This is a genomic window from Clavibacter davisi (assembly GCF_052751415.1).
In genome coordinates, this window is sequence record NZ_CP199882.1 from 1,507,141 (window position 1) to 1,528,368 (window position 21,228).

13 protein-coding genes are annotated in these 21,228 nt (G+C 74.5%); 8 read left to right on the forward strand and 5 right to left on the reverse strand.

Features of this window, described 5'->3' with window-relative positions; genetic code table 11:
* Window positions 1-33 precede the first annotated feature (33 nt).
* From ACU4ZT_RS07190 to ACU4ZT_RS07200, 3 genes are read left to right on the forward strand one after another with little or no spacing between them, the layout of a single operon-like run.
* Entirely contained in the window at window positions 34-1,764 is a 1,731-nt protein-coding gene (locus tag ACU4ZT_RS07190; RefSeq protein WP_414748038.1) for a cation:proton antiporter, read from the forward strand.
* A gap of 34 nt (window positions 1,765-1,798) precedes the next feature.
* On the forward strand, window positions 1,799-2,095 hold the full coding sequence (locus ACU4ZT_RS07195; RefSeq protein ID WP_063072682.1) for a hypothetical protein: 297 nt from the start codon (window positions 1,799-1,801) through the stop codon (window positions 2,093-2,095).
* On the forward strand, window positions 2,092-2,823 hold the full coding sequence (locus ACU4ZT_RS07200) for an alpha/beta hydrolase (RefSeq protein WP_445338532.1): 732 nt from the start codon (window positions 2,092-2,094) through the stop codon (window positions 2,821-2,823). The genes ACU4ZT_RS07195 and ACU4ZT_RS07200 overlap by 4 nt, the downstream gene beginning before the upstream one ends.
* 12 nt (window positions 2,824-2,835) lie before the next feature.
* On the opposite strand, the gene ACU4ZT_RS07205 is transcribed toward ACU4ZT_RS07200, so the two are convergent.
* A complete protein-coding gene (locus ACU4ZT_RS07205; RefSeq protein ID WP_063072684.1) occupies window positions 2,836-3,894 on the reverse strand; it encodes an AI-2E family transporter in 1,059 nt (352 codons plus the stop codon).
* A 26-nt stretch (window positions 3,895-3,920) separates the two neighbouring features.
* Window positions 3,921-5,690 carry a coiled-coil domain-containing protein gene (locus tag ACU4ZT_RS07210; RefSeq protein WP_063072685.1) on the reverse strand — a complete coding sequence of 590 codons (1,770 nt, stop codon included), beginning with the start codon at window positions 5,688-5,690 and terminating at the stop codon, window positions 3,921-3,923.
* A gap of 292 nt (window positions 5,691-5,982) precedes the next feature.
* Here ACU4ZT_RS07210 and ACU4ZT_RS07215 point away from each other — a divergent pair, with 292 nt between their 5' ends.
* Together ACU4ZT_RS07215 and ACU4ZT_RS07220 are read left to right on the forward strand one after the other, a co-directional pair.
* A complete protein-coding gene (locus tag ACU4ZT_RS07215) occupies window positions 5,983-7,833 on the forward strand; it encodes a DUF8094 domain-containing protein (protein WP_270980376.1) in 1,851 nt (616 codons plus the stop codon).
* Window positions 7,830-8,816 carry a tetratricopeptide repeat protein gene (locus ACU4ZT_RS07220; protein ID WP_445338533.1) on the forward strand — a complete coding sequence of 329 codons (987 nt, stop codon included), beginning with the start codon at window positions 7,830-7,832 and terminating at the stop codon, window positions 8,814-8,816. The genes ACU4ZT_RS07215 and ACU4ZT_RS07220 overlap by 4 nt, the downstream gene beginning before the upstream one ends.
* Before the next feature lie 77 nt (window positions 8,817-8,893).
* Here the strand turns inward: ACU4ZT_RS07220 and glgB are convergent, their stop codons facing one another.
* Complete coding sequence (gene glgB, locus ACU4ZT_RS07225; RefSeq protein WP_414763280.1) at window positions 8,894-11,482, reverse strand: 1,4-alpha-glucan branching protein GlgB; 2,589 nt, start codon at window positions 11,480-11,482, stop codon at window positions 8,894-8,896.
* On the reverse strand, window positions 11,479-13,584 hold the full coding sequence (locus tag ACU4ZT_RS07230) for an alpha-1,4-glucan--maltose-1-phosphate maltosyltransferase (protein WP_445338635.1): 2,106 nt from the start codon (window positions 13,582-13,584) through the stop codon (window positions 11,479-11,481). The genes glgB and ACU4ZT_RS07230 overlap by 4 nt, the downstream gene beginning before the upstream one ends.
* A 581-nt stretch (window positions 13,585-14,165) precedes the next feature.
* Here ACU4ZT_RS07230 and glgP point away from each other — a divergent pair.
* Window positions 14,166-16,721, forward strand: coding sequence for an alpha-glucan family phosphorylase (gene glgP / locus ACU4ZT_RS07235; protein ID WP_445338535.1), 2,556 nt, complete (start codon window positions 14,166-14,168; stop codon window positions 16,719-16,721).
* Window positions 16,722-16,781: 60 nt separating this feature from the next.
* Here the strand turns inward: glgP and ACU4ZT_RS07240 are convergent, their stop codons facing one another.
* On the reverse strand, window positions 16,782-18,839 hold the full coding sequence (locus ACU4ZT_RS07240) for a glycogen debranching protein (protein WP_445338536.1): 2,058 nt from the start codon (window positions 18,837-18,839) through the stop codon (window positions 16,782-16,784).
* Window positions 18,840-18,858: 19 nt separating this feature from the next.
* Here ACU4ZT_RS07240 and ACU4ZT_RS07245 point away from each other — a divergent pair, with 19 nt between their 5' ends.
* Together ACU4ZT_RS07245 and mnmA are read left to right on the forward strand one after the other, a co-directional pair.
* A complete protein-coding gene (locus tag ACU4ZT_RS07245; RefSeq protein ID WP_445338537.1) occupies window positions 18,859-20,064 on the forward strand; it encodes a cysteine desulfurase family protein in 1,206 nt (401 codons plus the stop codon).
* Window positions 20,061-21,224, forward strand: coding sequence for a tRNA 2-thiouridine(34) synthase MnmA (gene mnmA / locus ACU4ZT_RS07250; RefSeq protein ID WP_270980367.1), 1,164 nt, complete (start codon window positions 20,061-20,063; stop codon window positions 21,222-21,224). The genes ACU4ZT_RS07245 and mnmA overlap by 4 nt, the downstream gene beginning before the upstream one ends.
* Window positions 21,225-21,228: the final 4 nt, after the last annotated feature.

Genomic DNA, 21,228 nt, shown 5'->3' on the forward strand with positions numbered 1-21,228 from the left:
TCCGTCGTCCGCCCGTCGGACTAGCCTCGGAGCATGGACTACGCGGCTCTCGGCGTCGCCGGGATCGCGACCCTGGTCGCCGTCACCCTCCTTGCCCGACGGATCCGCGTGGCGACGCCGCTCGTGCTCGTGCTGGTGGGTGTCGGCGTCTCCTTCCTCCCGGGGGTTCCTCCCGTGGAGGTGCCGCCCGAGCTGATCCTCGCGGGCGTCCTCCCGCCGCTGCTGTACGGCGCCGCGGTGACGGTGCCGCTCGTGGACCTGCGACGCAACCTCCGCACGATCGTCAGCCTCTCCGTCGTCCTCGTGCTGGTGTCGGCCGCGGGCATCGGCCTCCTGCTCTACGCGCTGTTCCCGGACCTGTCGTTCGCGGGCGCGCTGGCCCTCGGGGCGGTGGTGAGCCCGCCGGACGCCGTGGCCGCGACGAGCATCGCCCGGCGTCTCGGACTGCCGCCGCGCCTCGTGACGGTGCTGGAGGGCGAGGGCCTCGTCAACGACGCGACCGCCCTGGTGCTGCTGCGGACGTCGATCGCCGCCGTGGGCGCCTCGGTCGACCTGTGGCAGGCCGCCGGCGGCTTCCTCCTCTCCGCGGTGGGCGCCCTGGCCATCGGCATCGCCGTCGGCGCCCTCACGACCGAGATCCGACGTCGCCTCGACGACCCCGTGCTCGACACGGCCATCTCCTTCGCGGTGCCGTTCGTGGCGTTCATCCCCGCCGAGGAGATCGGGGCGTCCGGGGTGCTCGCGGTCGTCGCCGCGGGCATCTGGTCGGGGCACCGGAGCGCCTCCACGCTGTCGGCGCAGTCGCGGATCAACGAGCGGCTCAACTGGCGGACCGCGTTGTTCCTGCTCGAGAACGGGGTGTTCCTCGTGATGGGGCTGGAGCTCCGGGACATCCTCGACGAGGTGCACGAGGCCGACCTCGGAGTCGACACGGCGATCCTCTACGGGCTCCTCACCCTCGCGGTGCTGACCCTCATCCGCTTCGCCTTCCTCGTGCCGCTGCTGCTGGGCCTGCGTCGTCACGAGCAGCGCGCCGCGGAACGGGCGCGACGCGTCGGGCGCTGGCTCGATCGCCTCCGCCGCGCGCGCGGCGACGACCGGCCCAGCCGTCGGGAGCGCCGGGCCGCGCGGATCCTCCGACGCCGCCGGGCGGACATCGAGGCGCTCCGCTCGCAGGGTCTCGGCTGGCGCGGCGGCCTCGTGCTCGGCTGGGCCGGCATGCGGGGCGTGGTGACGCTGGCGGCGGCGCAGTCGCTGCCGAACGGGACCCCGTACCGGGCACAGCTGGTGCTGATCGCCTTCACGGTCGCGATCGTGTCCCTGCTCGTGAACGGCGGGACGCTCCCCGCGGTCATCCGCCTGAGCGGGATCCGGGGGAGCGACCAGGTGGAGGACGAGCGCGACCTCGCGGAGCTGGTGTCGGAGCTCGCCGACGCGGGCATCCGCGCGCTCGACGAGGGCGCGCGGACCCTGCCGCACGGCCAGGAGGTCGACCCCCAGGTGGTGGAGCGCGTGCGCCGCGACACGGCTCTGCGCGCGGAGTGGGCGAGCGAGCGCGCCGAGGCGATGGCGGCCGACGACGACGCGCCGCTCACCCCTCGCGCGACCTACCTCCTGCTCCGCCGCCACGTCCTCGACGCCGAGCGCCAGGCGCTGCTGGAGGCGCGCGGCACGGGACGGCACCCCTCGCGGGTCCTCGCGCGCGCCCAGCGGATGCTTGACCACGAGGAGGCGCGCCTCGGCCGGCAGGGCGACGCCGGCTGACGGGACGGCGCGGCGCGCGGCCTAGGATCGGATCATGCCGCGCAGCAATCGACCCCGGGGGAGACGCCGCCCGGGGGACGAGGACGAAGACGTGCTGACGCGCCTCCTCAGCGGATCGCAGCACACGGAGACCCGGCGCGGACGCGTCTGGAACGTGCAGCCCGTCTCCGCCGCCCGCGCGCTCAAGGTGTACCGCTGCCCCGGATGCCTGCTCGACATCGAGCCGGGCCACGCGCACGTCGTCGCGTGGCGCGCCGACGGGATGATGGGCGAGGAGAGCGACCTCGCCGCCCGCCGGCACTGGCACTCCCACTGCTGGAAGGTCTCATGACGGACACCGCCCCCCGCCCCATCACGAGCTCCACGGAGCTGCCCGCCCTGCGCGAGGACGTGGAGCTCGTCACCGCCGACGGCCTGCGCCTCGTGGGGGAGCTGGCGCTGCCGGCCGACCGGGATCCCGTGGCCACCCTCGTGACGCTGCATCCGCTGCCGACCGCGGGCGGGTTCATGGACTCGCACGTGCTGCGCAAGGCGGCGCTGCGCCTCCCCGCCCTCGCCGACCTCGCCGTGCTGCGCTTCAACACGCGGGGCACGACGTCCGCCCGCGGGACCAGCGAGGGCGCCTTCGACGGCGGCGAGGGGGAGCGCCACGACCTGGCCGCCGCCATGGACCTCGTCGCCGAGCGCGGGCTCCCGGCGCCGTGGATCGTCGGCTGGTCGTTCGGCACCGAGATCGCGCTGCGGCACGGACGCGCGCACCCCGTCGAGGGCGCGGCGCTGCTCTCGCCCCCGCTGCACCGGGCGAGCGCCGAGGAGGTCGCCGCCTGGCACGGCGACCCCCGCCGGCTCGTGATCCTGGTGCCCGAGCACGACGACTTCCTGCAGCCGGACGAGGCACGCCGGAGGTTCGCGTCCGTGCCCGAGGCGGAGCTCATCGCGGTCGACGGCGCCAAGCACCTGTGGGTGGGGGAGTCGCAGGTGTCCCGCGTGCTCACCGAGATCGTGCGGACCGTGAACCCGGCCGCGCTGCCGCTCCCGACGGAGTGGCCTCCGGCCTGAGCCGGACGGGCGTCAGCGCTCGTTCTGGAGCGGCACGGCGACCTGCCGGATGATGAGCAGCACCGCGGCGGCGACCGGCACCGCGATGAGGGCCCCCAGCACGCCGAGCAGCGTGCCGCCCGTGATCGCGGCGATCACCACCACCACACCGGGCACCTTGACCGCGCGGTTCATGATGTTCGGGCTGAGGACGTACGCCTCGATCTGCATGTAGACGAGGTAGTAGACCGCCACCGCGATCCAGGTGTTCGTCGACTCCGGCAGCAGCACGACCTGGCCGAGCACGATGAGCGTGGAGCCGGTGATGGTGCCCACGAGCGGCAGCAGCGAGAAGAGGAACGCGATGAACGCCCACACGGCGGGGAGCGCCGCGCCCACGATGCTCAGGTAGATGAAGCTCAGCACGCCGTTGCAGAGCGCGAGCCCCACCTGGCCCGTGACGTAGCGGCCGACCGACTGGGTGATCTGCTCGGCGATGTCGGCGAAGCGCGCGCGCCGCGTCGCCGGCACCAGCTTGTAGAGGCCGCTCTTGAAGGAGTTGAGCGAGGCCGTGAAGTACATCGTGAGGATCAGGATGATGACCGTGCCGAAGAGGAAGTTGCCGATGGTGAAGGCGACGTTGATGACGTTGCCCGTGATGGTCGCGACGTTGGACGCGTTCGACAGGTAGGTGATGAGCTGGTCGGCGCCGCTCTGCACGTCGAAGACCTCGCGGGGCACGAACGACTGCAGGTTCGCGATGAACTGGTCGCCGCTCACGCTCTGGGCGTACTCGACGATCTGCGTGACGAGCGCGCTCGCCTGGTTCACGACCACGGGGATCACGGCGAGGAGGACCCCGGCCAGGGAGCCGAGGAGCACGAGGAAGATCACGAGGATGGCGACGGGGCGCGGCACCCCCTTGCGCTCGAGGAAGGTCACGAGCGGATCGATGCCGAGCGCCAGGAAGATGGCGGTGCCGACGTACGTGAGGACGCTGCCGAGCGAGACGAGCGCGCCGCCGATGACGAGGGCGGTGAGGACGCCGAGGCCGGCCAGGAGGCCGAGCCGGTAGGGGTTGTGGATCTTCACGTCGGGACCTCCGAGTCGGCGGGCGCTCAGCGCACGGTGCGGGAATCGTCGGAGGAGGCGTCATCCGCCTGGGTCAGCACGCCGCGGACGTTCTCGAGGTACGCGGCCACCGCCTCGCGCTCGATCCTAATGCGGTCGAGGCGCTCCTCCGCGTCGGCCACCGTCTCGCGGGCGCGGCGCTCGGCGTCGGCCAGGGTCTCGCGGGCGCGGCGCTCCGCGTCGGCGATGGCCGCACGGGCGTCGTGGTCGGCCTCCTCGCGCACCGTGCGGGCGGACTCGCGGCTCTCGACCGCGAGCTCCTCCGCCTCCTGACGGGTGGAGGCGAGCAGCGCCGTCACCTCCTGCAGGCGCGCCTCGGCCTCGCCCAGGTACGCGGCGGTGCGTTCGGCGGCATCCCGCTGGCGCTCGGCGGCGTCGCGCGCGTCGTGGTCGCGCCGGGCGGTGATCTCGGCGTCGAGGTCGAGGTGCCCCTGCTCGATCTCGCGGCTGAGGGCCAGTCGCGCCTCGTCGGCCTCGGCGGCGAGGATCCGGCGCGTCTCAGCGGCCTCGCGCTCCAGCCGGAGCCGCTCGGCCTCGCGACGGTCGGCCTCCAGCGCCTCGGCCTCGGCGATCTCCCGCTCGAGGGCCGTGCGCGCGGTGACCGCCTCGAGCTCCAGCTGCTCCCGCGTGGCCCGGGTCTCCCGGGCGAGCGCCTCGGTGCCCGCCGCGATGTCGCGGGCCAGGTCGGTGCGGGCCTCGTCGACATCGCGGGCGAGCTCGGCGCGGGCGGTGGCGACCTCGAGGTCGAGCGCCTCGCGTGTCTCGGCGATCTCGCGCTCGAGCGAGGCGCGGGTCTCCTCGACGTCTCGGTCGAACGCGGTGCGCTCCGCCTGCATCCGGCGGTCGAAGTCCTCGCGGGACGCCTGCAGCTCCCGATCCCGGTCGGTGCGCACCTGCTCGACCTCGCGGTCGAGGTCGGCGCGGGTCTGCTCGTCGAGCTGGGCGAGGGCGATGCGCTGCGTCTCGGCATCGAGCCCGAGGCGCTCCTCGACCTCGCGGATCTCGCGGTCGAGGTCGGCGCGCTCCTCGGCGACGGACTCGTCGTGGCGGGCGCGGGCATCGGCGAGCTCGCGCTCGAGGGCGCCGCGGGCCAGGGCGTTGTCGCGGGCGAGGTCGGCGGCATCCCGGCGGGCCTCGTCGGTCTCGCGGTCGACCCGGGCCCGGAGCTCGGCGACCTCGCGCGCGACCTCGGCGCGCAGGGAATCCGTCTCGCGCTCGGCCGTGCCGCGGAGGTCCGCGACCTCGGTGCGCGTGCGGAGGAGGAGGGCGGCGGCCTCGCGCTCCGCGTCGCTGCGGAGGCCCTCGGCGCGGTCGTCCGCGCGCTCCCGGAGGTCGTCGGCCTCGCGCCGGGCGGCGTCGACGATCTGCTCGGCCTGCGCCCGGGCGGAGTCCACGAGGTGGCGCGCGGTGGCCTCGGCCTCGGCGCGCTGCGCGTCGGTCTCCTCCTGGGTGGCGCGGCGGAGGCGCGCGGCGTCCGCGTCGGCCTGCGCGACGAGCCGCGTGGACTGCTCCTCGGCGACGCGGAGGGTCGCCTCGAGGCGGGATCCCAGCCCGGCGAACGTGGGGCTGCCCACCTCCTCCAGCTCGTCGCGCAGCTCCCCCTCGACGCGGCGCAGGCGCTCGGCCTCGGCGCGGGCCTCCGCCGCCAACTGGTTCGAGCGGATCAGCTCGCGGCGCAGGTCGCCGACCGCCCGGTCGACCTCGTCGCGGTTGTAGCCGCGCATGGCAGGGCTGAACGGGGTGTCGTCGTGGGGCACGGGGACTCCTTGTCGGGCGTCCGCGCACGCGGTGGCGGGCACGGCAGGTGCCGATCCTACCGAGACCGGCGTTCCCGGTCCGCGGTACGCCCCCGGGCCGCCTCCGGGTCGCGGGCGGGGAGGGGAGGCGCTCCCAGGGTCGTCCGGTATCCTTCGATGTCGTCGTCCGCCGCCGCCCGCCCGCATGTCGGCGGAGCGTCGCCCGGGCATCGCGCTCGTCGGCCGCCGCGGTCGCCGAGCCGGCCGCCGCCCATCACCGCAGCCGCCCGCGACGACACGAGAGGAGACACCCGTGCGATTCGTCCTGGCGATCGCGACCTTCGTGGTCGCCGCCCTCATGATCGGCCTGGGGGTCGCCCAGCACACCTTCCTGGCCGGACCCGACCGCATCACCGCGTCGACGTCCTCCGCCGGGGGCGCGGCCTACACGGTCATCAGCGGGAAGACGCTCAACGCGCACCCCGGCCTGCAGGACACCGTCGCCCGCGGCGACGGCGAGGTCTTCGCCGCGTACGGCCCCACGACCGACGTCGAGGCGTGGGTGGGCACCAGCCCCTACACGCGCATCGCGATGGACGAGACCGGGGCCCTGACCAGCGAGGTCGTCGAACCCGCGGCCGCCACTCCGACGCCCGCGCCCAGCAGCTCGCCCGCGCCGGAGGGCGGCTCGGGCACGCCCGCGACCGTCACCTCCGCCGTCACGGACCCGCGCGGATCCGACCTCTGGCTCTCCGAGGAGACCGGCGAGGGCGAGCTGTCGCTCAGCACGCGCCTCCCCGACGACGTCAGCGTCCTGCTCGCCGCGGACGGCACGGCGGCGGCCCCCGCGGAGGTCACGCTGTCCTGGCCCTCCGAGGGCGAGTCACCATGGGTCCTCCCGCTCGTGATCGGCGGCATCGTCCTGCTGATCGTGGGCCTCGTGCTCTACCTCCTCGCCATCCGCCACCTCCGCCGCAGCCGCGGCCCGCGCCGCAACCTGCCGCCGCGCGGCGGCCCCCGCATCCCGCGCATCGGCCCGGCCGCCCGCCGTGCCGCGCTCACCGCCGGCACGGGCGCCGCCCCGCCCGCCCCGCGACGCGGTCGTCGCAGCATGATCGCCCTGCCCGTCCTCGTCGTCACCGGCCTCGCTCTGAGCGGCTGCACGACCACGGGAGCGCCCGCCGCGCTCACGGCCGGTGCCGCGTCCACCCCGACGCCGACCCCCACGTCGTCGCTCGACGCCGCGCGCGAGGCCGAGGACGCGGATCCGCCCGTCGTCACCGACGACCAGGCCGCGCGCATCGTCTCGCGCGTCTCCGCGGTCGCCACCGCGGCCGACCAGGCGCTCGACGCCGGCCAGCTGTCCCCGCGCTTCGCGGGCCCCGCCCTCCAGGAGCGCACGTCCGACTACCAGGTGCGGAAGGCGAAGCCCGACATCGCGGCCGTCCCCGCCATCCCCGCCGGCGACCTCCAGCTCACGCTGCCGCAGGCGACCGTCGCCTGGCCCCGCACGATCGCCGCCGTGGTGAAGAACCCGGACGCGGACGACGCGCCGACCCTCTCGCTCACGCTCGTGCAGACGAGCCCGCGGGAGAACTACCGCGTGCTGTACGCCATGCCCATCTCCACCACGGCGGCGCTGCCGGACGTGGCGCCCGCCGCGATCGGCGCCGCACGGCTCGCGCCCGACGTGAAGCTGCTCGCGGTCCAGCCGGACCAGCTCTCCGCCGCGTACGCGGACCTGCTGAACAAGGGCGACCAGAGCGAGTTCGCGTCCCTCTTCGACGCGACAGACGACGGCGTCCGCGCGCAGGACGCCAAGCGCAAGGTCGACTTCCCGGCCTCGATCGGCGAGACCGGCTCGGTGGAGTTCTCGGCCGCGGCCGACTCCGCGACGCCCGTCGCCATGTCGACCGTCGAGTCCGGCGCGCTCGTGAGCGTCACCGTGAAGCTCGGCATCGTCGCGAAGCCGACCGCCCAGGGCGCCAAGGTCAACGCGAACCCGGAGGTGCAGGCCATCACCGGGCTCACCGACTCCGCGAAGGGCTTCGACACCGTCCGCACGGCGCAGATGCTCATGTACGTGCCCCCCGTGAACTCGGGGGAGAAGATCCGCCTCTACGCCTCCAGCACCCACATCACCTCGGCCAAGGAGCTCCCATGACGAACGTGCCCCCCTCCGCCGCCAGCCTCCGCGGCGCCGTCGACCTCTCGTCCCTCGTGAACCGCGCGCAGGCCCCGGCGGGTGCCGCGCCCGCCGGTGGCGCACCCGGCGCACCCGGTGCTCCTGCCGGTGCGCCCGCCTCGCCGCAGACGGTGGACGTCCCGGGCCTCGTGCTCGCCGCGGACGACGCGTCGTTCACGCAGTTCCTCGACATCTCGTCGATCGTGCCCGTCGTCGTCGAGCTGGTGTCGACGGGGCTCGCGAGCAGCCGCGAGCTCTCGCCCGTGCTCGAGCGGATCATCACCGAGCAGGCGGGGCGCGTCCTGCTCGTCCGGATCGACGTCGACCAGAGCCCGCAGCTGGGCCAGGCGTTCCAGGCGCAGCCCGTGCCCACGGTCGCGGCGCTCATCGGCGGTCGGCCCGTTGGCCTGTTCGCCGGCGTGATCCCCGAGGACCAGGTGCGCGACGTCCTCCAGCAGGTCCTGGAGCTCGCGCAGCAGAACGGGGTGACCGGCACGGCCGTCGCGCCCGATGCGTCCGCCGCCCCGGCGGCGCCGGTCGAGGAGCCGCTGCCCCCGCACCACGCGGAGGCCTACGCGTTCATCGAGCAGGGCGACTACGCGTCGGCGGCCGCGGAGTACCGCACGGCCATCGCGCAGAACCCGCGCGACGCGCTCGCGGTCGCCGGCCTCGCGCAGGTCAACCTCCTGCACCGCCTCGACGGGACGACCGCGGACGAGATCCGCAGCGCCGCCGCGGCCGCCCCGGGCGACGTCGACGCGCAGCTGCTCGTCGCCGACCTCGACCTGTCCGGCGGGCACGTGGAGGACGCGTTCGCGCGCCTGCTCGAGCTCTTCCCGTCCGCGGACGCCGCGGGGCGCGAGGCCATCCGCCAGCGCCTCCTGGAGCACTTCGAGGTCGTCGGGCTCGAGGATCCGCGCGTCGCGGTCGCCCGCCGCCGGCTCACGCGCCTGCTCTACTGACGCGCATCCGCACGGACCACGACGGCGCCGCACCCCGAGGGGGCGGCGCCGTCGTCGTCGTGCGGGTCGGGTCGGGATCAGACCGTGGGCACCCGCGGCGTGCCGTCGTCGGAGCCGGGCGCGTCGTCGGTCGCGGACAGCCCCTCCGCGGGCGGCTGCGCGTCGGGCGACTGCGGGAGCACGGGCACGTCGGCCGCGTCCCCGAACGGCGTGCCGTCGACGCGCGACTCGTCCGCGTCCGGCGCGTGGTGCGCGGGCACCTCGACGGGCGTGAGGTCTTCCGGATCCTGCTCGAGCCGCAGCCAGAGGCCGGCCAGCGGCGGCAGCGTCAGCTCCGCCGAGGCGGGCCGGCCGTGCCAGCCGTCGTCGCCCGCGTGGACGGCGCCGAGGTTGCCCACGCCGGATCCGCCGAACTGCTCGGCGTCCGTGTTGAGGATCTCCTCCCACACGCCCGCCTGCGGCAGCCCCAGCCGATAGCCCGAGATGGGCGCACCGGAGAAGTTGTGCACGACGGCGACCTGGTTGCCCTCCCGGTCGCGGCGGAGGAACGCGAGCACGTTGCGCTCGGCGTCGCCCGCGTCGATCCACTCGAAGCCCGCCGGGTCGTTGTCGAGCGCCCAGAGCGCGGGGGTGTCGACGTAGGTGCGGTTGAGGGAGCCGACGAGGTCGAACAGGGCGCGGTGCACGGGCTGGTCGAGGATCCACCAGTCGAGCCCGCGCTCCTCGCTCCACTCGGACGGCTGGCCGAACTCCTGGCCCATGAACAGCAGCTGCTTGCCGGGGTGCGACCACATGAAGCTGAGGTAGGCGCGCACGTTGGCGAGCTTCTGCCAGTGGTCGCCCGGCATCTTGCCGACGAGCGAGCCCTTCCCGTGCACGACCTCGTCGTGGCTGATGGGGAGGAGGAAGTTCTCCGTGTACGCGTAGACCATCGAGAACGTGATCTGGCCGTGGTGGTGAGCGCGGTACATCGGGTCGACGGCCGCGTAGTCGAGCGAGTCGTGCATCCAGCCCATGTTCCACTTGAGCCCGAAGCCGAGGCCGCCGTCGCTCGTGGGGCGCGTGACGCCGGGGAAGCTCGTCGACTCCTCGGCGATCATCACGATGCCGGGGTGCGTGCGGTACGCGGTGGCGTTGACCTCCTGGAGGAACGAGATCGCCTCGAGGTTCTCGCGGCCGCCGTGCACGTTCGGCAGCCACTGGCCCTCCTCGCGGGAGTAGTCGAGGTACAGCATCGAGGCCACGGCGTCGACCCGGAGGCCGTCGATGTGGAACTCCTCGAACCAGTACAGCGCGTTCGCGACGAGGAAGTTGCGGACCTGCGAGTGGCCGAAGTCGAAGACGAGGGTGCCCCAGTCCTGCTGCTCGCCGCGGCGCGGGTCGGTGTGCTCGTAGAGCGGCTGGCCGTCGAACTGCGCCAGCGCGAACGCGTCCTTGGGGAAGTGCGCCGGGACCCAGTCCACGATGACGCCGATGCCGGCCTGGTGCAGCGAGTCGATGAGGAACTTGAGGTCGTCCGGGCTGCCGAAGCGCGAGGTGGGCGCGTAGTAGCCGGACACCTGGTAGCCCCAGGACCCGCCGAACGGGTGCTCCGCGAGCGGCAGGAACTCCACGTGCGTGTAGTGCAGCTCCTGCAGGTAGGCGACGAGCTCGCCGGCGACCTCGCGGTAGCCGAGGCCCGGGCGCCAGGATCCGAGGTGCATCTCGTACACGCTCATGGGGGAGTCGTGCGGGTCGCGCGCGGCGCGCTCCTCCAGCCAGGCGGCGTCGTCCCAGACGTGGTGGCTGGTCTCGACGCGCGATGCGGTGGCCGGCGGGACCTCGGTCATGCGGGCCATGGGATCGGCCTTCTCGATCCAGTGCCCGGCCTGCGTGAGGATCTCGAACTTGTACGAGACGCCGGGCTCGACGCCCGGCACGAAGAGCTCCCAGACGCCGTTGCCGTCGAGGCGGCGCATCGCGTGCTGCACGCCGTCCCAGCCGTTGAACCCGCCGATGACGCGGACGGCGCGCGCGTGCGGCGCCCACACGGCGAAGGAGACGCCGACGTAGGTGCGCGCGACGCCCCAGTGCTCGCGGTGCTGCGCGCCGAGGACGTCCCAGAGGCGCTCGTGGCGGCCCTCGCCGAAGAGGTACAGGTCGAGGTCGCCGACCGTCGGCAGGAACCGGTACGGGTCCTCGGCGGTCCAGGTGCCGCCGTCGCCGTACCGTGCCTCGACCCGGTAGTCCTGCAGGCCGAGCACGTGCGCGCCCTGCCAGACGCCGTGGCCGAGGTGGGCGAGCTCCACGCGGGCCCCGGTGGAGAGGATCACGGAGACGCCCTCGGCGAGCGGGCGGAGGGCCCGGACGACCACGAGGTCGTCCGAGACGCCGTCGACGGAGACGGGGTGCTGGCCGAGGACCGAGTGCGGTCCGGAGTGGACGCCCTCGGCGATCGCGCGCAGGTCGAGGCCGGAGACCTCGGGCAGGCGGATCGGGTCGGACGAGGCCGCGGGGGTGCCCGCGTCGGATGCGGCAGGCGCGTCCGCGGCGGGCGCGTCGCCTCCGGCCGGGGGCACGACCACGTCGGCACCGGCCTCGGGGTGCGTCTCGGCGGCGGTCGGCACGGCGACGTCGGCGCCGTCCCTCGGGTCCTGCTGGGGGGTGGTGTCGGTCATGTCCGTCATCCCTTCGATGCGGTCGGGTGGACCCGGAACACGTGCACGGGGTGCGTGAACGCGTCGAGCCGGACGAAGTTGGAGGTCGACCACGTGTAGACGTCGCCCGTGAGGAGGTCCTCGACGTCGAAGACGGCGTCCTCGGCGAGGCCCCAGCGGGTGGGGTCGAGGTGCACCTGGGTCTCGCGCGCGGAGTGCGGGTCGACGTTGGCGACCACGAGGATCGTGTCGGCGTCGCCCGTGCCCGTGTGCTCGGCCGCCAGGTGCTTGGAGTAGACGAGGATCGAGTCGTCGTCGCTCCAGTGCACGTCGAGGTTCCGCAGCTGGCGGAGCGCGGGGTGCTGGCGGCGGATCTCGTTGAGGCGCGTGATCTCGGGCGCGATGGATCCGCCGAGCTCCTCCTGGCGGGCCCAGTCGCGCGGCTTGTACTCGTACTTCTCGTTGTCGATGTTCTCCTCGGCGCCGGGGCGCGCGACGTTCTCGATCAGCTCGTAGCCCGAGTAGATGCCCCACGAGGGCGACGCGGTAGCGGCGATGGCGGCGCGGATCCGGTACGCGGCGCGCCCGCCGAACTGCAGGTAGGGCGTGAGGATGTCGTGCGTGTTCGCGAAGAAGTTCGGGCGCAGGTAGTCGCTCGTCTCGTGGCTGACCTCCGTGAGGTACTCCTCGAGCTCCTGCTTCGTGTTGCGCCAGGTGAAGTACGTGTACGACTGCTGGAACCCGATCTTGGCGAGCGTGCGCATCATCGCGGGGCGCGTGAAGGCCTCGCTGAGGAAGATGGCGTCGGGCTCGTCGCGCATCACCTGGTGGATGAGGCGCTCCCAGAACACGAGCGGCTTGGTGTGCGGGTTGTCGACGCGGAAGATCTTGACGCCGAGCCCGAGCCACACGCGCATGACGCGGAGCATCTCCCGGTACGACCCCTCCGGGTCGTTGTCGAAGTTCAGGGGGTAGATGTCCTGGTACTTCTTCGGCGGGTTCTCCGCGAACGCGATGGATCCGTCGGGCAGCGTCGTGAAGAGTTCCGGGTGCGTCGTGACCCACGGGTGGTCGGGGGACGCCTGCAGCGCGATGTCGATCGCGAGCTCCATGCCGTGGTCCGCGACGGCCCGCACGAACTCGCGGAAGTCGTCGGCCGTGCCGAGCTCGGGGTGGATGCTGTCGTGGCCGCCGTCCTCGGAGCCGATGCCGTAGGGCGAGCCGGGGTCGTGCGGTCCCGCCGTGAGCGTGTTGTTCGGGCCCTTGCGGTTGGTGCGGCCGATGGGGTGCACCGGCGGGATGTAGACCACGTCGAAGCCCATGTCGCGGATCGCGGGGAGGCGGCGCGCGGCGGTGGCGAACGTGCCGCTCGTCCAGGAGCCGTCCTCGTGCTGGACGGCGCCCTCGGAGCGCGGGAAGAACTCGTACCAGGAGCCGACGGCGGCGCGCTCGCGCTCGACGACGATCGTGCGCTCGGGCGAGAGGGTGATGAGGCTGCGGACCGGGATCCGGTCGATCGCGGCGTGCACCTCGGGGGAGGTGGCGGCGGCGAGGCGCTCGGCGGGGGAGAGACCGGCGTCGGCGATGCCCGCGAGCGCCTCCCGGAGGACCGCGCGGTCGTCGTCGGCGCGCTCGGCGTCCGCGGCGGCGCGCTCGAGGAGCTCGGCGCCGAGGGCGAGCATCACGTCGACGTCGAGGCCCGCGGGGACCTTGATCTCCGCGTTGTGCAGCCAGGTGCCGAAGTCGTCGGACCACGCGCTGACGCGCCAGGTCCAGACGCCCTGCGTCTCGAGCTGGGCGGTCGTGATCCAGCGGTCGAGGCCGGGCTTCGTGGCGTCGAGCGACATGCGGTGCGCGGTCACGGCGCCCGACGGGTCGGTGAGCAGGACGTCGGCGCCGATGAGATCGTGGCCCTCGCGGAAGACCGTCGCGCCGAAGGGCACGACGTCGTGGACGAAGCTCTTGGCGGGCCAGAGGTCGTCCTCGATCTGCGGGGTGAGCGACAGGATCGGGATGCGGCCGATGACGGGGACGTAGTCGTCCGTGGGCTCGGCCGTCTCGGGGGTGGTGGCCGGCGCCGCGGGCTCGGCCGTCTCGGGGGTGGTCGCGGGCTCGGCGGCCGGGGCCTCCACGACCGTCGTCGCGACGTGCTCCGCCGGGTCGTGCGGGTCCGCCGGGTCGTGCGGCTCCGACGGGTCGAGCTGCTCGGCGTCGGCGACCGGCTTGGCGTCGACCTCGGCGTCCGGGGCGGCGTGACGCGGGGCGGGAGCGGATGCGGGCACGGCGGCGGCCTCGGCGGCGGCGGGCTGCACGGCGGCGGCCTCGGCCGCGGCGGGCTGCACCGTGGCAGGCGTGGCAGGCGTGGCAGGCGCCTCGGGGATCAGCGGGGGTCGCGGGGCGGGCGGGCGCTGGGCGTCCTGGGCCTTCTGGGCCTTGGCGGCCTTGCGGGCCGCACGGCCGCGCACCGGGCGGGGGAGGGGATCGGGTCCGTCCTGGGGTGTGGTCACTGTTCGACCGTAGCCCGTGCGCCCTCCGGCTGTCGCTCGCCGTGGCGCCGGAGGACGCCGGAGGGACGCCCGACGCCGACCCGTCACCCGGCGTCCGGCCGCCGTCCACGCGGGCGGCGGACCCTGGTGCGGTCCACCCCGCGCCCCTAGGCTCGGGGCCGAGCGCGCGGGTGCCTCTCGCCGCCGATCCGGTCCGAGGGAGTCCCGTGAAGGCCATCCGCAGATTCACCGTCCGTGCCGTCCTCCCGGAGGAGCTGTCCGCGCTGGACGAGCTCGCCGGGAACCTCCGGTGGTCCTGGTACGAGCCGACGCGTCGCGTGTTCGCGCATGTCAGCCCGGAGCTGTGGGAGGGCACGGGGCACGACCCGGTGGCGCTCCTCGGCGCGGTCGACCAGGAGCGGCTGCGCGAGCTCGCGGCCGACGAGGGCTTCGTCGCGTGGGCGGAGGAGCAGAGGGCCGACCTCCGCGCGTACTGCGAGCAGCCGCGGTGGTACCAGTCGCTCGCGGGCGACGTGCCCGAGGCCGTCGGCTACTTCTCGCCGGAGTTCGGGATCGCCGCGGCGCTGCCGCAGTACTCGGGCGGCCTCGGCATCCTCGCGGGCGACCACCTGAAGAGCGCATCCGACCTCGGCGTGCCGCTCGTGGGCGTCGGCCTCTTCTACCGCTCCGGCTACTTCCGCCAGGGGATCTCCTCCGACGGCTGGCAGCAGGAGACCTACCCCGTCTTCGACCCGGACGGCCTGCCGCTCCAGGTGCTCCGCGACGCCGACGGGCGGCCCGTCCAGATCGCCCTCGGTCTGCCGGCCGACCGCACGCTGCACGCGCGGATCTGGCAGGCGCGCGTCGGCCGGATCCCGCTGCTGCTCCTCGACACGGACGTGCCCGAGAACGACGACGACCTCCGCGGCGTGACGGACCGGCTCTACGGCGGCGGCGGCGAGCACCGGCTGCACCAGGAGCTGCTGCTCGGCATCGGCGGCGTGCGCGCCATCGCCGCCCACGCGCGCATCACCGGATCGCCCGTGCCGCGCGTCTTCCACACGAACGAGGGCCACGCGGGCTTCCTCGGGCTCGAGCGGATCTCCGCGCTCATGGGCGACGGCCTCGACTTCGACGAAGCGCTGCAGGTCGTGCGCGCAGGCACCGTGTTCACGACGCACACTCCCGTGCCCGCCGGCATCGACCGCTTCGACGTCGAGCTGGTCCGCGCGCACGTGACCGAGGCCCTCCTGCCCGGCGTGCCCCGCGACCGCGTGCTGGAGCTCGGCGCGGAGGCGCACGACGGCGGCGATCCGGGCGTGTTCAACATGGCGCTCATGGGCTTGCGCCTCGCGCAGCGCGCGAACGGCGTCTCGCAGCTGCACGGCGAGGTGAGCAGGGGCATGTTCGCCGGTCTCTGGCCGGGGTTCGACACCGAGGAGGTGCCGATCACGAGCGTCACGAACGGCGTGCACGCGCCCACGTGGACGGATCCGATGCTCATGTCGCTCGCGGGCGAGCGCCTCGGCACCACGGACACGACGGGCGCCGACTGGTCCTCCTCGGCCGTCAGCGACGGAGACCTGTGGGACGTCCGCGGCCGGATGCGCCGCCAGCTCGTCGCCGACGCCCGCCGCCGCGTCGTGCGCGCCTGGCGCGAGCAGAACCCGGGCGGCGTCGAGCCGTCGTGGCTCGAGGACGTGCTCGACCCCGAGGTCCTCACCATCGGCTTCGCCCGCCGCGTGCCCACCTACAAGCGCCTGACGCTCATGCTCCACGACCGGGAGCGCCTCCGTCGCATCCTCACCGACCCCGACCGGCCCGTGCAGATCGTGGTGGCCGGCAAGTCGCACCCGGCGGACGACGAGGGCAAGCGCCTCATCCAGGAGCTGGTGCGGTTCGCGGCCGAGCCCGAGATCCGCGGGCGCCTCGTGTTCCTGCCCGACTACGACATCGGCATGGCGCAGCTCCTCTACCCGGGCACCGACGTGTGGCTCAACAACCCGCTGCGGCCGCTCGAGGCGTGCGGCACGTCGGGGATGAAGGCGGCGCTCAACGGGGCGCTCAACCTGTCGATCCTCGACGGCTGGTGGAACGAGTACTTCGACGGCGGCAACGGCTGGGCGATCCCGTCCGCGGACCGCGCGCACGACGGCGCCGAGCGCGACGCGATGGAGGCGACGGCGCTGTACGACCTCATCGAGAACCGCATCGCGCCGCGCTTCTACGAGCGCGACGCGGACGGCGTGCCCGCGGGCTGGGTGCACGACATCCGCCACACGCTGCAGACGCTCTCGCCCGAGCTCAGCGCCGACCGCATGGTGCGGCAGTACGTGGAGCGGCTGTACGTCCCGGCGGGGCGCGCCCAGCGGATGGTCGCGGCCGACGACCACGCCCGGGCCCGGGAGCTCGCGGCCTGGCGACGGCGCATCGTGGCGGCCTGGCCGTCGGTGCAGGTCGCGCACGTGGAGTCGGAGGGCGTGGGTCCCCAGGCGCAGGTGGGCGACGAGCTGCGCGTGCGGGCGTGGGTCGCGCTCGGCGGGCTCCACGCGGACGACGTGACGGTCGAGGTCGTGCACGGGCGCACCGGCGAGGGGGACGTGCTCACGGACGTCGTGCGGCACGCGCTCGCACCCGTCGGCGGATCCGGAGGGCAGCAGGAGCACGTGGGCACGGTGCCGCTCCGCTCCGCGGGTCCCTTCGGCTACACCGTGCGCGTGGTGCCGCGGCACGAGCTCCTCGCGTCGAGCGCGGAGCCGGGGCTGGTCGCGGTCGCGGGCTGAGCACGCGGGGGCGGGGCCGTCGCCGCCCGGCAGGCGGCCCCGTCCGGGCGGACGTCCGCCTCAGGCCGCGCGGTAGATGCGCATCGCCGGGCCGCGCACCTCGATGCGGTCGCCGGGCGCATCGTCCGCGGAGACGGCCTCCGGGCGCTCCCACGCGCTCGACCACAGGAGGCGCCACGCCGTGACGCCGTCGTGCTCCGGCAGCGTGACGGTCGCCGTCGTCTCCAGCCCGTGCACCACGACGAGGACGGTGTTCGGCTCCTCGGTCTCGGGCGTCGAGGTGGTGATCCACTGCAGCGTGCGCGTGCCCGCGGACTCCCAGGCCGCGTCCGTCATGGGCGCGCCGTCTGCGTCGCGCCAGGCGAGCACCGACGCGCTCGGCACGCGCACGTCGGGCTGGGCGTACCGGACGGGACGGAGCGCCGGGTTCTCGCGGCGGATGCGGATGAGGTGCCGTGTGGTCGCCTCGAGGTCGAGACGCCAGGCGTCCTCGTCGCGATGCAGCCAGGTCGCCGCGTTGTCGAGGCAGTAGCCGTTGTTGTTGCCGCGCTGGGTGCGGCCCCGCTCGTCGCCCATCGTGATCATGGGGATGCCGGCGGAGACGAGGAGGGTGCCGAGCAGGTTCCGCGACGTGCGGCGACGCGCGGCGAGGACGGCCGGATCGCGCGTCGGCCCCTCCACGCCGTGGTTCCAGGACCGGTTGGCGTCGGTCCCGTCGCGGTTCGACTCCCCGTTGCCGCTGTTGTGCTTGTGGTCGTAGGAGGTGAGGTCGGCGAGCGTGAACCCGTCGTGCGCCGTGACGAACGAGACGGACGCGAGCGGCCCGCGGTCGGCGGCGAAGGTGCCCGAGGATCCGGCGAGGCAGGACGCGAGCGCGCCCACGCCGTGCGGCGCGCCACCCGTGCGACGCGCCTCCGCGACGTCCGTCAACCAGAAGTCGCGCACCACGTCGCGGTAGCCGTCGTTCCACTCGCTCCAGCCGGAGCCGAACCCGCCCGTGCGCCAGCCGCCCATGCCCACGTCCCACGGCTCGGCGATCATCAGAAGCCCCTGGAGCGCCTCGTCCTCGACGATGGCGCGGAGCAGCGGGTGCTCTGGATCGAAGTCGACGCGCTCGTCGCGGCCGAGCGTCACCGCGAGGTCGAAGCGGAAGCCGTCGACGCCCATCACGTCGGACCAGTGCTCGAGCGAGTCGAGCACGAGGCGCTGCGCGTCCGGCCGGGACAGGTCGACCGTGTTGCCGCATCCGGTCACGTCGATGGGCGTGCCGTCCGGCGTGTGCCGGTAGTAGCGGGACCCGTCGATGCCGCGGAGGCTCGTGACGGGGCCGTCGGCGCCCTCCTCGGCGGTGTGGTTGTAGACGACGTCGAGCACGACCTGGATGCCGGCGGCGTGCAGCGCGTCCACCATCGCGCGGAACTCGTCCGCCACCGCGTCGGCCCCGGCGTCCCGCGCCCGACGCGTGGCGTAGGGCGCGTGCGGCGCGAGGTAGGCGAGCGTGTTGTATCCCCAGTGGTTGATGCGGCCCTGCGCGCGCAGCCGCTCCTCGCTCGTGGAGGCGTGCACCGGCAGGAGCTCGACCGTCGTGATGCCGAGCTCCACGAGCCGGTCGACGGACGCCGCGTGGCCGAGCCCCGCGTAGGTGCCGCGCAGCTCCTCCGGGACGCGCTCGTCGAGCTTGGAGAAGCCGCGCACGTGCAGCTCGTACACGACCTGGCGGTCGCGCGGCACGGCCGGCCGGGCGGCCCGACGGGCGGCGCGCTCCTCCGCAGGCACCTCGCGCGTGACGACCGAGCGCCACGCGGCCGGCCCCACCTGCACGAGGCCGCGCGCGTACGGGTCGATGAGGTGGCGCGTGGGGTCGAAGGAGTCGCCCGGCGCGGGGTCCCCGTCGACGCGCACCGAGTAGGCGGTGCCGGGGACGAGCCGCTCGCTCCACCCGGTCCAGACGCCGTGATCGCCCCGCTCCATCGCGACCACCTGCGCGACGCGGCGCGGGTCGTCGACGGCGGACACGGTGAGCTCCACGGCGGACGCGCCGTGGCTCACGAGGCGGAGCGTGCCGCCGGTCTCGTGGAGCGTCAGCCCCAGGGGCTCGGGCGGTCCGGGGCGCGGCATGCGACCTAGGGTAGGGGGCATGACGGTCTACCTCGACCACGCCGCGACGACCCCGATGCGGCCGGAGGCGATCGCGGCGCTCGCCGGCGCGCTCACGCTCGTGGGGAACCCGTCCTCCATCCACTCGCACGGCCAGGAGGCCCGACGCGTGCTCGAGCAGGCGCGCGAGGACATCGCCCGCGCGCTCGACGCCGACGCGGTCGAGGTGATCCTCACGTCCGGCGGCACCGAGTCGGTGAACCTCGGGATCAAGGGGCTGCACGGCGCCCGGGTCGCCGCCGACGCACGGCGGACGCGGATCCTCGTGCCCGACGGCGAGCACCACGCCACGGTCGACACGGTGGAGTGGCTCGAGCGGCGGGGCGCCGTGGTCGAGCGGCTGCCGATCGACGCGCTCGGGCGCATCCGGGTCGACGCGGTCGCCGCCGCGCTCGCCGCGGATCCCGGATCCGTCTCCCTCCTCACCCTCCTCGCCGCGAGCAACGAGGTCGGCACGATCCAGCCCGTGGAGGAGCTCGCGGCGCTCGCCGCTGCCCACGGCGTGCCGGTGCACGTCGACGCGGTGGCCGCCCTCGGGCACATGCCGGTCCCGTTCCGCCGCTGGCGCGAGGCGGGGGTGTCCGCGGTCAGCGTCTCGGCGCACAAGGTCGGCGGGCCCGTCGGCAGCGGCGCGCTCGTGCTCGCGCGGCAGGCGACGGTCGATGCGCAGATCCACGGCGGCGGCCAGCAGCGGCAGGTGCGCTCGGGCACGCAGGACGCCGCCTCCGCGGTCGCGTTCGCCGCCGCCGTCACGCTCGCGGTCGCGGAGCTCGACGCCGAGCGCGTGCGCCTCGCCGCCCTCCGCGACCGGCTCGTGCAGACGGTGCTCCGCGACGTGCCGGGCGCCGTCCTCCGCGGCGACCCGGATCCGGCCGGCCGCCTCCCCGGCAACGCGCACCTCACGTTCGCCGGCTGCCAGGGCGACTCGCTCCTGCTCCTCCTCGACATGGCGGGCGTCTCGGTGAGCACCGGATCCGCGTGCCAGGCCGGCGTCCCCGAGGTCTCGCACGTGCTCCTCGGCATGGGCGTGCCCGCGGACGAGGCCCGGGGAGCGCTCCGCTTCACGCTCGGCCGCACCACGACCGACGCCGACGTCGACGCGCTGCTGGCCGCCCTGCCCGACGCCGTCGCGCGGGCCTCCCGGGCGGGGTTCGCGGGACGCGCGGCGCGTAGGCTCAGCGGGTGAAGATCCTCGCAGCGATGAGTGGTGGAGTCGACTCCGCCGTGGCCGCCGCCCGCGCCGTCGAGGCCGGGCACGACGTGACGGGCGTGCACCTCGCCCTCAGCCGCATGCCGGGCACGCTCCGCACCGGATCCCGCGGCTGCTGCACGATCGAGGACTCCATGGACGCGCGCCGCGCCGCCGACCTCCTCGGCATCCCGTTCTACGTGTGGGACTTCTCCGAGCGCTTCGCCGCGGACGTGGTGGACGACTTCGTGGCCGAGTACCAGGCCGGCCGCACGCCGAACCCGTGCATGCGCTGCAACGAGCGGATCAAGTTCGCCGCGCTCCTGGAGAAGGCCCTCGACCTCGGCTTCGACGCCGTCTGCACCGGCCACTACGCGGACGTGCTGGAGGGGCCGGACGGGAAGCCCGAGCTGCATCGCGCGGCCGCGTGGGCCAAGGACCAGTCGTACGTGCTCGGCGTGCTGACGGCCGAGCAGATCGCGCACTCCTACTTCCCGCTGGGATCCACGCCGTCGAAGGCCGAGGTGCGCGCCGAGGCCGCCGCGCGCGGGATCCAGGTGGCGCAGAAGCCCGACAGCCACGACATCTGCTTCATCCCCGACGGCGACACCCGCGGCTGGCTCGCGGACCGCGTGGGAGCAGCTCCCGGCGACATCCTCGACGGCCGGGGCGCGGTGGTGGGCACGCACGCCGGCGCTGCGGCGTTCACGGTCGGGCAGCGCAAGGGCCTCGCGATCGGCACGCCGGCGCCCGACGGCCGCCCGCGGTTCGTGCTGGAGATCCGGCCGAAGGACAACACGGTCGTCGTCGGCCCGCAGGAGGCGCTCGCGATCCGCGAGATCGCCGGATCCTCCTTCACCTGGGCCGGCACCCCGCCGACGCGACCCGACCAGCCGTTCGACTGCGACGTGCAGATCCGCGCGCACGCCGACCCGGTGCCGGCCAGCGCCCGGGTGTCGGGGGTCGACGGCATGATCGAGCTCGTGATCACCCCCCGCGAGCACCTCATCGGCGTGGCCCCCGGGCAGACCGCCGTCGTCTACGCCGGCACCCGCGTGCTCGGCCAGGTCACCATCGACCGCACCGTGAGCGCCGTCGACGACGCGCGGCCGCCGATGCGCGACGCGGCCCTCGCCGGCGCGGCCGCGGGGGAGTGAGCGT